The 11,802-nt window shown below is 64.7% G+C and carries 7 protein-coding genes and 2 pseudogenes; 3 read left to right on the forward strand and 6 right to left on the reverse strand.

What is annotated here, in order from left to right:
- Positions 1-38 precede the first annotated feature (38 nt).
- Positions 39-797: an SDR family oxidoreductase gene (locus M9890_06925; GenBank protein ID MCO5176690.1), complete on the reverse strand. Its 759-nt coding sequence runs from the start codon at positions 795-797 to the stop codon at positions 39-41.
- A gap of 65 nt (positions 798-862) precedes the next feature.
- Here M9890_06925 and M9890_06930 point away from each other — a divergent pair, with 65 nt between their 5' ends.
- From M9890_06930 to M9890_06940, 3 genes and pseudogenes are all read left to right on the forward strand, one after another.
- Positions 863-1,396, forward strand: coding sequence for a MarR family transcriptional regulator (locus M9890_06930; GenBank protein ID MCO5176691.1), 534 nt, complete (start codon positions 863-865; stop codon positions 1,394-1,396).
- Between the two features lie 179 nt (positions 1,397-1,575).
- Complete coding sequence (locus tag M9890_06935; GenBank protein MCO5176692.1) at positions 1,576-2,418, forward strand: site-2 protease family protein; 843 nt, start codon at positions 1,576-1,578, stop codon at positions 2,416-2,418.
- A gap of 494 nt (positions 2,419-2,912) precedes the next feature.
- A pseudogene (locus M9890_06940) lies at positions 2,913-3,655 on the forward strand (aminotransferase class I/II-fold pyridoxal phosphate-dependent enzyme).
- A 353-nt stretch (positions 3,656-4,008) separates the two neighbouring features.
- Here the strand turns inward: M9890_06940 and M9890_06945 are convergent.
- The 5 genes and pseudogenes from M9890_06945 to M9890_06965 form a co-directional block, all read right to left on the reverse strand.
- Positions 4,009-4,332 carry a hypothetical protein gene (locus M9890_06945; GenBank protein ID MCO5176693.1) on the reverse strand — a complete coding sequence of 108 codons (324 nt, stop codon included), beginning with the start codon at positions 4,330-4,332 and terminating at the stop codon, positions 4,009-4,011.
- A gap of 1 nt (position 4,333) precedes the next feature.
- A complete protein-coding gene (locus M9890_06950; GenBank protein ID MCO5176694.1) occupies positions 4,334-5,374 on the reverse strand; it encodes an MFS transporter in 1,041 nt (346 codons plus the stop codon).
- A 390-nt stretch (positions 5,375-5,764) separates the two neighbouring features.
- Positions 5,765-9,028, reverse strand: a complete 3,264-nt coding sequence (locus tag M9890_06955) for a glycine rich domain-containing protein (GenBank protein MCO5176695.1) — start codon at positions 9,026-9,028, stop codon at positions 5,765-5,767.
- Between the two features lie 451 nt (positions 9,029-9,479).
- Positions 9,480-10,877: an Ig-like domain-containing protein gene (locus tag M9890_06960; protein MCO5176696.1), complete on the reverse strand. Its 1,398-nt coding sequence runs from the start codon at positions 10,875-10,877 to the stop codon at positions 9,480-9,482.
- 204 nt (positions 10,878-11,081) lie between these two features.
- Positions 11,082-11,774 (reverse strand): annotated as a pseudogene (locus tag M9890_06965) (glycine rich domain-containing protein).
- Between the last annotated feature and the right edge of the window lie 28 nt (positions 11,775-11,802).

The following is an 11,802-nucleotide window of genomic DNA, read 5'->3' on the forward strand; positions in this document are numbered from 1 at the left end:
CGGAGCATGCAGACGCTCCGCGTCGTCGTGTCTGGAGACTAGCGCCCGAACACCCAGCCGCCATTGACATGCAGAACCTCACCGTTCACGAAGCCGGCCTCAGGCGAGGCGAGGTAGGCGACGGCGGCGGCGATGTCCTCCGGCGCGCCCGGCCGACCGACCGGCGTCTGACCGACAGTGCGATCGCGCCGTTCGTCAGTCATGCGGTCGCCGAAGAACTCCGTTCCCAGCACCAGCCCCGGCGCGATGGCGTTGACGGTGATGCCTTGCGGGCCGAGCTCGGCTGCCAGCCCGTAGGTCAGCCCGACGACGCCGGCCTTCGCCGCGGAGTACATGTCGCCACCACCCCGGAATGCCGCGATCGAGCTGAGATTGACGATGCGGCCCCCCGGCCTACGCAGCATCGGACCGAGCGCGAACGTCATAAGCCAGGCGCTGGTCAGGTTCGACGCCAGAGTTCGGGACGCGTAATCGGCGGCATCGCTGGTCGAGGCGTCCGTCGGGAGATAGGCGACACCGCCCGCGTTGTTGACCAGCACGTCGATCGTCCCGCCGAACGATTCGCGCAGCCAGATCGCAAGGTCGTCGATCTGAGTGGGGTCGGTGACATCGCAGCGATACGGCAGCACCCGCCCGGCACCGTTGGCAGTCAGCTCGGCGGCAGCGTCGTTGAGCACCTGCTCGCGCCGCCCGGCGATGACGACCGTGCTGACAGAGTTGGCCAGCTGTCCGGCGATCGCTTTGCCCATGCCGGTACCGCCGCCGGTCACGACGGCGATCTTTTGTGTAGCATCCATCACGCGCCTCCATATCTTGACATTCAAGATAGTGTATCTTGAGTGTCAAGATGGATGAGGGGTGCATGGCTGAACAGCATGATGCGGTGGATCGCGTGTTCGATGCCTGGATGGCTGAGCTGCCGGGCGTCGATCCGGTCATTGAAGCGGTCCGGATGCGGTTGCGACGACTCGGGCAAGACATGAATCGGCTGCTGGATGGAATTGCAGCGCGGCATGATCTGACGTTGGGCGATTGGGAGACGCTCTCTGCGTTGCGGCGTGGTGGTGCGCCGTATGCATCGACGCCGACAGCGCTGGCGCGTGCGCTGGGCGTGACTTCCGGAACGATCAGCGTGCGGTTGGAGCGGTTGCAGCGCGCCGGACTGATCGAGCCGACCGCCAACCCCGCCGACGGGCGCGGGCGACCGGTGCAGTTGACCGCCACTGGCGCGGAGCGCTGGCATGCGGCGACCGCTGATCGCACGGCGCTCGAAGCGCGGCTCATCAACGAGGCGCTCGATCCGGATGAGATTGGAGTCCTCAACGACCTGCTCCGCAGGTTCGCATTGCGCGTCGAAGGAGCAGCGGGCGGCGATCACGGTTCCGATGCAGTGTGACCCTTCGTCGCATCTGCAGACACGTGCCTGAATCGTCACCGCGCCTTCATGCCGATTTCAGCATCGCTGCCTAGACTGAGTACAGGTCGCGCTGGAGCGCGATGCTATACTTGAGTCGTTCTGACTCAACTTATGCCCGGTCGATACGTAGGACCGGGTCGCCGCTGAAACGAGAGCCCATGTCCTACGATCCAAATAGCGTCTATGAGGCGGATTACCGCGTCAGCCCGGAGGGTGAGGTCGTCCGCGCACCGCGCCGCGACCCGTGGCTGAAGCGTGCGCTCGGTCCGGTCGGTGCGGCGATCCTGTTCATTGTCACGAAGCTCAAGTTCGTTCTGGCCGCGCTCAAGGGCGTGAAATTCCTCGGCACCGGCGTCTCGGCGCTGGTCAGCATTGGTGCCTACGCGCTCTATTTCCCGTGGCAGTTCGCGGTCGGACTGGTCATGCTGATCTTCATTCACGAGATGGGGCACGTGCTGGTGCTGCGTCGCTACGGCGTGCGTGCGACAGCGCCGATCTTCATCCCCTTCCTCGGCGCGCTGATCGGCATGAAGCAGTTGCCGAAGAACGCCGTCATGGAGGCGTATGTCGGGCTTGGCGGGCCGGTGATCGGGTCGCTCGGTGCGGTCGCGGCCTACGGTATCTATCTGCTCGATGGCCATCGGCTGTTTCTGGCGCTGGCCTACATCGGCATCCTGATCAACCTGTTCAATCTGCTGCCGATTCTGCCGCTCGATGGTGGCCGCGCGGTCGGCGCGATCTCGCGCTGGTTCTGGGCCATTGGCGTCGTCGGCCTTGTGGCGCTGATGATTGTGCGGCCCAGCCCGATCCTGCTCATCATCCTGATCTTCGGCGTCCCGGAGTTGTTGCGCGTCTTCCGCTCGCGCGACACGTCCGACTACTACGACGTGCCCATGAGCGAGCGCCTGACGATCGGCACGATCTACTTCGGCCTGATGTTCGTCCTCGGCTTCCTGCTCTACGAGATGGAGCCCCTGATGCACGCGCTGCAGCCGGGGTAGAGTAGCGGCCCTCACCCCCCGGCCCCCTCTCCCAATGCTGGGAGAGGGGGTGTCCTCGTTCGGGCGCGTCGGCTGTCGTATCGAAACGGCAGGCAACCCCGTCGCGCTGGTCTCCCCCTCTCCTCGGAGGCGGGGCGCCCTCTGGGCCGCGGGCCGGGGTCCATAACACAATCCGCTAAATACCTGACACCCCCTCTCCCAGCGTTGGGAGAGGGGCCGGGGGTGAGGGCCGCCAATACACCATGAAAACAAAACGTTCGCGCTTGAGCGCTGGATGACGACGTGGGAGACGGTGCTGAGTACGACATTGCCGAGAGCGCATTTTGCCGATGTCGGTGAACGACCTGCTGGATTTAATGCCGGAGGGCGAGCGGGCGGCGACGCATGGCGCGGCTGCTTGATACACGCCCGCTATAGCGAAGCGCCGGGGTCGATTGAGCTGCGGCTTGTTGATCGCTGAGACGTACCGCGACACCGGCCCGGACGAGGTGCTGGTGACGACCGGCGCGATCGAGGCCAACTTTCTGGCGTTCAACACGGTGCTCGATCCGGGCGACCACGTTGTCGCCGTCCATCCTGCATATCAGCAGCTGTACAGCGTGCCGCGGGCGATCGGCTGCGATGTATCGCTCTGGGAGCTACGACCGGAGAACAATTTCGCTACGATCTGAATGAGCTGGAGGCGTTGCTGCGCCCGAATACGAAGCTCATCGTCGTCAACACTCCACACAACCCGACTGGCGCGATGCTCTCGTCCGACGATCTCGCCCGCGTGCATGAGCTGGCTGCCGAACGCGGCGGTTGGGTGCTGTGCGACGAGGCGTATCGCTGGCTGGATGTCCCCGGTGGCGATGCGTTCGCCCCGCCGGTGCGCAATCTCGGTGGGCAGGCGATCAGTGTCGGGACGTTCTCGAAGCCGTTCGGGCTACCGGGCCTGCGGATCGGCTGGCTGGCTGCGCCGGCGGAGGTCGTCGCGCGTTGCTGGTGGATGCGCGACTACATAACGCTCTCGCCCGGCAAGCTGAACGATGCGCTGGCCGCATTGGCATTCCAGCATCGCGACCGCATCACCGAGCGGACGCACCGGATTGTGGAAGCCAACCTGGCGACGGCCGAGCAGTGGTTCGCGGACAACGCCGATGTCGGTCTCGACGCCGCCGCGCGGTGGGCTGCTGGCGCTGATGCGTTACAACCTCGATATTTCATCGACCGACCTGGCCGATCGGCTTGCCGGTGAGTACAGTGTGATGCTCGCGCCGGGTGCGGTATCTGGTTACGAACACCATCTGCGCATCGGCATCGGGCAGGACCCGGCGGTCTTCGCCGAAGGACTGCGCCGCACGTCAGCCTGCTTCGCCGACCTGCGAGCGCGGGGTCGGGTTGCGATCTGGGGAGAAGGGATAGCTGAGATGGTACGAACGGTCGGGATATTGATCTTCCGGATGTCGAGCTGCTCGATTTCGCCGGGCCCTACGAGGCGTTCACCGCGGCAAACAACGGCGGCAGTGGCGAGCCGTGGTTCGATGTGTTCACGGTCGCTGAGCAGGCCGGCGAGTTGCGGGCGCGCGCCGGACTCCGCGTCACACCGGATCACACGTTCGAGTCTGCGCCGCCGATCGACATCCTCGTCGTCCCCGGCGGGCAGGGCACGCGGCGCGAGGTGAACAACCCACGACTGCGGAGGATCGCCCGACGTCCGGTGCCACTGAGCGACGACGGTTTGCACCGGCGCGTTTGCTGGCCGAGGCCGGCGTGCTCGCAGATGGCAGTCAGGCGACGACGCACTGGGCCAGCGTCGAACGGATGCGGGCGACCTATCCGAGCGTCGCCGTCCGGCAGGGCGTGCGTTTCGTTGATGATGGCCCAGTGGTGTCGTCGGCTGGAGTCTCGGCCGGCATCGACATGTCGCTCCACGTCATCGAGCGGCTGTGCGGTCGCGAAGCCGCCGCAGGGTCGGCGCGCCTGATGGTACGAGTACTGCACCCGCCGGGGAGTAATTGTCAGGCGTTTCGCTGCCGCGCTGCTGGATCTGGTCGCACGCGGGTCGTTTGGCAGCATCAGCGCCGGGATCGGAATCGCGATCAGGATGACAATCGACTGCGCGCGCATCGCGGTCTGGATGCTGAACATGTCGGCGATCGCGCCAGTGACCGGCACGCCGATCGCACCGGTGACGAAGCCCAGCCCGAGTGACCAGTCCCGAGGCGACGCCGGCGCGGCCCTGCACCGCTGCTGCGCCATGACCAGCAGGAGCGGCGCGGTCGAGGCGGCCAGCAGGCCGACCAGCGCGCCGGTCAGGAAGGCGATGCCACCGGTGAACGGCGGTGAAGAGCAGGATCGCTGGGATCGTCGCAATCAGCGAGACGACGATGAGCGCTCGACGACCGTAGCGGTCGGCCAGCGAGCCGGATCCGAGCGTTCCGAGCGCGCTGGCGAGCGTGATCGTGGTTGCCAGGAAGCCGTAGAACGCCTCCGAATAGCCCATGTCGTCGTACCAGGTGGGGATGAATGCCTGCAGGCTGCTCATCGTCCACGAGCGCGCCATCATGACGAGGATGACGGCGGATAGCGCCAACCAGGGAATGGGAGGCAGGCCCGTCCGTCCGCGTCGCGATCCTGAGCCTTTGACGGCGATCTTGCGCATCTCGAGCAGCAGCCAGATGGCGATCGCTGTGCCCGGCACGATCATGAGCGCGAGGCCGTGGATGCCGAAGAGCGCAAGCAACCCGACGCCGATGAGCGGGCCGATGGCGAAGCCGACCGTGCCGCCGGAGGCATAGACGGACATGGCGCTGTTGCGGCGCCGGTCGTCGATGACGGCGTCCGCGTTCAGTGCTCCGAACGGGTGGAACGCGCCCGAGCCGAGCCCGGCGGCACCGGCCAGCGCGACGATCATCCAGAACTCCGGCACGATCGCGATGGCGGCGAAGGTCACGGCTGTCCAGATCAGGGCCAGCCCGGTGAAGCGGGTGCCGTAGCGATCGGCCAGCCAGCCGAAGAGCGGCTGCGAGATCGAGCCGACGCTCGCTGTAGGCCAGCGCGACGAGCCCGACCGTCGCCAGGTCCAGGTCGAAGTCGCGCGACAGCAGCGGGAACATGACCGGCAGGAGGCCGGCGTACAGGTCGATCGTCATATGGCCGAGGAAAAGCGTAATCAGCGGTCGATTGCGCAGGACGCTGCCCGTCGGTTCGGCTCTGGATGCCGCGAGGCTCACCCGGGTTCCTGATCACGTCATGGCCAACGCCATCGCCCACCTGCGACGCCGCCGATGCAGCGTACGCAGGTAGGCCAGTGGCGTCAACTAGTCAGTGGGCATCGACCCATGCGATCACCACCGCCCGCGTGTCACTGGCGGGCGGTTACGTTCGCCAGATCGATCAGTGTCTGAACCTGCTGCGCGTTCAGTCCGTGGTTGCGCAGCGAGGTCACCAACGTTGAGTACAGGTCGAGAAGTGCGTTCCGGATACCCTGGTGGCGTCCTTCAGCCCACTGCGCCGAATCCAGGTAGTAGCGTAGCAGCGTGCAGATCGTTGGCTGCCCGACGAACTGGCAGGACAGGTTCCCCAGACTGGTGTACGTCACGTCAACGGTGAACGTCGTCGAGGCGCTGGATGAGAGTCCGGCATAGTCCGTTGCCGTTGACGAGACGGTGCGCGATCCCGCACCGAAGGTCCAGGCTGGGCCGACGATATTCGCGCAGGTCGTTGATGCGATGCCGGAAACTGCGTCAGCCGCCGTGCAGGTGATGTTGACCTGCTGATCGACCGTGTAGGTTCCGAGATTGCCGGAGTAGGTGATCGTCGGCGGTGTCAGATCGATCTTGAGATCCGCCGATGCTGTGGTGCTGTTTCCGACCATGTCGGCGCAGGATGCACTGAGCGTGTACTGGCCTTCGATGGCGGTACTCGTCGACGATATGCAGCTGGCGGGGTCGATTCCAGCCCCGCTATCGCTCCAGTTCCAGTTGATCGTGATCGCGCTGGTGTACCAGCCGTTCGTCCCGGCAGTGCCGCTGATTGAGGGCGATGCCGTCGGAGGTGTCTGGTCGATCTTGATCGACTTCGACTGTGGCGTCTCGACATTCCCGGCCAGGTCAACACTGAAGAATGTCAGTGTGTGGTTGCCGTCAGTCGAGATCGTGATCGGGCCGCTGTAGGTATCGCAGCTTGCCGGCGCTGCCGGTGCGCAGCCGCTGTTGTCGAGGCCAGTGTAGGTGATGATCTGGTCGACCGGTGTGTGGTTGTCGGTGGCGCTGAGCGTGACCATGACCGGTTGGTTGGTCCAGGTGCCGGGCACGTAGCTGTTGCTGTATGACGCCGTCGTGACCGGCGGCTCCAGATCTGGCAATTCATAGATGATGACAATCAGGCCATCACCCTCGTGGACTCCGGTGCTCAAGGTGGCGATGTCGGCCGGGCCGTAGCCGCTGCCGCCACCACCGCCGAAGGTGAAGAGATCCGGAGTGACACTGCCCCCGCTACCGCCGCACCAGCCTCCGCCGCCGCCGCCGCTGCCATGTGATCCGTTAGTCGCTCCCCCAGAACCGTTGCCCGGATGTCCACTACCCACAGTGCACTCTTGGTCGCCACCGTGACCTCGATATTCTTCGACCCCAGCGAAACTGAGCCCGTCACCGCCAATGATGCCGCCGCCGTTGCCGCCGCTTGCGCTTCCTGAGTCATCAAAAGCTGGGCTGGCTGCACCACCACCGCCGCCAGCAACCAGGACGCGGTGAGCCAGGTCGTTGCCTCCAATGCGGACATCCGACGCGCCGCCGCCGCCTGCGCCAGCGCAGTTGGAGACGCCAGTCCCCGCGCCGCCGTTGCCGCCACCGTTAAAGCCGCCCGGCGTGTCCTGCGTGAAGCACGCGCCACCGTTAACGCCCTGCCCGCCGACCATGAGCGTGATCGTGCTGCCGGGCGTTAGCGGCAGAATCGCGCGTGCCTGCCCACCGAGGCCGCCTGGCGAGAGCGTTGAGCCACCAGATCCGCCATAAAGCTCGAACTGCGCTTCGGTGATGCCCGCCGGCACCGTCCAGGTCTGCGAATCATTGATTGGATAGGCGGTGCAGATGACGGTAATGCCGGACTGCAGGCAAATCGGGGCGTTCGGGAAGTCGAAGGTTATCGTGATCAAGCCGTCGGCCAGGAGACTCCAGCCGGAGATCGCATCAGCGGGACCGTAGCTGCTGCCTCCGCCTCCGCCGTGGATCCGATTCGCTGGTGATGGGGTCAACCTGCCGCCACTACCGCCGCACCAGCCGCCACCACCACCACCGTTGCCGGACACGGTTACAGCGTCCTCGCCAGCGCTCCCGACTCCGGGAAGTCCGCTCCCCGTCGTGCAGTCCTGATTGCCGCCCTGCCCCTGATATGCAGGATAGTCGGGGTCGGCCGGCCCGCCATCTGCCCCGGTGAATCTGTCACCGCGGCCACCAGATGACGGCCCGAGCGTGGCATCGTCGGCGTTGGCCGCCCCGCCGCCGCCGGCGGCAACGAGCACGCGATGAGACAGATCAGTACCGCCAATGCGCACGTCGGTTGCCCCGCCGCCGCTCGCACCCGCACACTGCCCATTACCGCCGCCACCACCACCATTGAAGCCGCCCGGGGCGGCGGCGATGTCACAGTCATCGATGACATCGCCTCCGTGCCCGCCGACCATCAGGGTGATCGTATCGCCGGGTGTCACGGCCAATGTGGCACTAAGGAAGAAACCGGCACCACCACTGGCTACTGGGGTGTTGCCGCCCCGAGCACCGGAGAGCTCGAATGTCGCTTCGCTGACGCCGGCCGGCACGATCCAGCCCTGCACGGTACCGGTGAACGGGAAGGTGCAGTTCATCTTGTTGTCGTTTGTTTGCTCGCAGGTCGCATCAATCGTCAGGGGATGGTAACTGACGAAAATGAACCCATTCCCGATTGAGGCGCTCAGTTGAAATGCCGCGTTCGCTGGTGCATAACTGCTGCCACCACCGCCGCCAAACAGAGTGTCGTCCGGAGCTATTGCGCCTCCACTACCTCCGCACCAACCGCCGCCGCCACCGCCACTTCCATGAATGCCGTTGTTTGCACCGGTTGAACCGACGCCAGATTGCCCGCTACCGGATGTGCAATCCTGATCACCGCCATGCCCGCGATATGGTTCAGTTCCTGCGGTATATGGATGGCCGTCTTCGCCAACGAGCTCGCCACCGTTGCCACCTGCCGGGTCACCTTGTGATGCACTAATCGTGCCTGCACCACCACCTCCGGCCGCGACGAGCACGCGGTGAGACAGATCGCTACCGCCGATGCGCACATCGGAAGCCCCGCCGCCGCCAGCGCCGGCACAGTTGAACACGCCGAGACCGGCACCACCGTTGCCACCACCGTTAAATCCGCCACGCGGCTGCTCGTTGTCGCAGCGACCTCCGTCCTCTCCCTTTCCCCCGACCATGAGGGTGATCACGGAGCCGGGCGTTACCGGCACAGTCGCGATCAGATCTTGCGCTTTGCCGCCATTTGCGGAAACGGTGCCTCCTCCGGAGGCACCGCTCACGCGGAATGTTGCTTCAGTAACGCCGACTGGCACGATCCATGTTTGAACACTGCCGGTGTCCAAATGCACATGCAACACTCGTGCCTTGATCCTGACAGTTCGATTCGATCGCCTGGGCGACCCGAGTCGGAAATGCTGCCAGAAGAGGAACGAGAATCAGAATCGTCACCGTTGCGATCCAGGTCAGCCGTGCAGTCGGTGTTCCTCGCCGCATGTTCCCTTACCCCCACGAAGTTACGATGTGCGTCTCGTCAGGTGACGAGATACTGCTCTCAGGCCGAATAGACAGATATCCTCGAGCGCACCGTTCCATTGGAGCATCGGTGGTGTTGCCTGCTCCTCGGCAGGGCATCACTCAATATTCGATCGTTCCGCGAGATAATGCGAGCGGAAGTATGAATGACCGCATATCAGATGTCTATATTCTGGAGAAGTGAGTTTGTGGAAAGACCCCCTCGCCCAGATTTGGACGAGGGGGTCGTGACTGTCATCAACGCATAACGGTGAGAGCTATCGTCTGTTACCGCCCGCGTGTCACTGGCGGTTGAAGGATCTGCACCAGATTGAGCAGCGTCTGCGCGTCCTGCGCGGACAGCCCGCGATTCCGCAGCGAGGTCACCATCGTCGCGTAGAGATTGAGGTAGTGCTGCTGCAGGGTGCCGACGTGGCGCCCTTCGGCCCACTCGGCCGACGCGAGATAGTAGCTGAGCGTGCTGCACCATGTTTGCTGGTTGACCATCTGGCAGGTCAATGCCGCCAGGCTGTCGTAGTCCAGTCCGATGGTGAACGTCGTTGTCGCGCTGCTTGTGTGTCCGGCGTTATCCGTTGCGGTCGCCGAGAACGTGTGGGTGCCCAGCTCGAAGCTTGCGGCCGGGCCAGTGATGTTCTGGCAGGTTGTTGAAGCGATGCCGGACGTAGCGTCGGACGCAGTGCAAGTGATCTCGATCTGATCGTCGACGCCGTAGCTGCCTGCGTTACCAGAGTAGGTCACCGTCGGCGGTGTCTGATCGATTCTGACCACGCTGCGTCCGGCTGCAACATTGCCGGCCAGATCGCGGCAGGCTTCCATTACCTCCTGCTCGCCGTCAGTCGTGACCAGCGTTGTTGTCGGGCAGGTTGTCGGGTTGATGCCGGAGGTCGGATCAGTCCAGTTCCAGGTGACGGTCACGGGGCTGGTGTACCAGAAGTTGTCGCCCTCAGTCCCGTTGGTGGTCGGGGCGAAGGCCGGCGGTGTCTGGTCGATCTTGATCGGGACAGAGCCAGTCGCGGTATTGCCCGCCATGTCGCTGCAGTTGGCGGTGATGGTGTACTGGCCCTCAGCGAGCGCGTTCGTTACAGGTGGGCAGGAGTTTGTGCCCGACGTGGCATCGGCCCAGTTCCAGGTCACCGTGACCTGACCGACATACCAGCCGTTGTCCCCGAGTGTGCCAGAGATAGTCGGGTTTCCCGCTGGCGGTGTCTGGTCGATCTTGACCGGCACGGATGCTTCGTAGTCGTTGCCTGCCTGGTCATAGCAGGTCGCGCTGATCGAAGCCTCCCCGTCGCTGTTCGAGGAGGAGGTGGCAGGGCATCGAGTTGTATCCAGATCGGAGAGATCGTCGGTCCAGTTCCAGGTGACGGTCACAGCGCTGGTGTACCAGCCGTTGTCGCCCTCGGTGCCGCTGATCGTGGGCGCGGCGTAGGGGTCGGTCTGGTCGATGCTGACGAGCACCGTGTTGAGCGACTCGGTGTTTCCGGCGGCATCGACGCTGAAGAACAGCACGATCGCGCCGCTCTCGGAGGGTATGGTGAACGGTCCTGTGTATACGGAGCAGCCCTGCGGCGAGGCGGGCGCGCAGAGTGGGTTGGTCAGCCCGTAGTACGTTGCCGCGACACCGCTGCCGCCGACATTGTCGGTCGCGGTCAGGGTGACGGTCACGGCCTGGTTGGTCCAGGTGCCGGGCGTGTAGCCGTTGCTGTAGGTCGCGGTTGTCGTTGGCGCAACTGTGTCGGGCGTGTCGAATGTGACGATGACCTGGCCATTGCCGGATCGAACGTCCGTCTCGAAGACGGTGCCGTCGGGGCCGAAGCCGCTGCCGCCGCCACCGCCGGTGCCTTCACCGTCGGGGGCTGTCTGGCCGCCGGAGCCGCCGCAGTAGCCACCGCCACCGCCTCCGGATCCATGGGTTGTATTACTCGCGCCGTCACCGCCAATCCCGAGTTGGCCGCTGCCGGAGGTGCAGTCCGCATTACCGCCCTGACCTCGAACGGATAGCCATTCAGTGACGTTTGGACCACCAACCAGCCCGACGAGCCCTCCGCCCGCTCCACCGTATCGAATCCCGAATTCATACACGATGATATTGACGGCACCGCCGCCACCACCAGCAACGAGGACGCGATCTGACAGCCCTGTGCCGCCGATGCGAACATCAGATGCACCACCGCCGCCTGCGCCGGGGCAGGTGGTGCCTCCGGCGTTGCCGCCGCCGTTGAAGCCACCCTGTGGTATGTGATCTCCACAGGCCTGCCCCTGATCATCAAAGATTCCGGAGCCCTGGCCGCCAACCATCACGACAATCTGGTCGCCGGACGTGACGGAGAATGTGGCAGTCGCGCGTCCGCCCTTGCCACCGTCGTCGGCGTATCTCGCGTTTCCGCCGGATGCACCATAAGCATCAAACTGCGCCTCGGTGACGCCGTTCGGGACGGTCCAGGTTTGGGATGCGCCGGTGTAGGAGAAGGTGCAGATGGTTTGCGCGCCGGATTCCACGCAGTCAGGATCGGCAGCCTCTGCGACCCGCGCAGGTAGCGTGGTCAGTAACGGCGCGACCATCAGGATCGCTCCGAGAGTTATCCAGATG

It is taken from the genome of Thermomicrobiales bacterium (assembly GCA_023954495.1).
Taxonomy (GTDB): domain Bacteria; phylum Chloroflexota; class Chloroflexia; order Thermomicrobiales; family CFX8; genus JAMLIA01.

Excerpts from the sequence above, each read along its gene's own strand:
- M9890_06925 (MCO5176690.1), bottom strand. The coding sequence starts at position 797 with ATGGATGCTACACAAAAGATCGCCGTCGTGACCGGCGGCGGTACCGGC.
- M9890_06930 (MCO5176691.1), top strand. The coding sequence starts at position 863 with ATGGCTGAACAGCATGATGCGGTGGATCGCGTGTTCGATGCCTGGATG.
- M9890_06935 (MCO5176692.1), top strand. The coding sequence starts at position 1,576 with ATGTCCTACGATCCAAATAGCGTCTATGAGGCGGATTACCGCGTCAGC.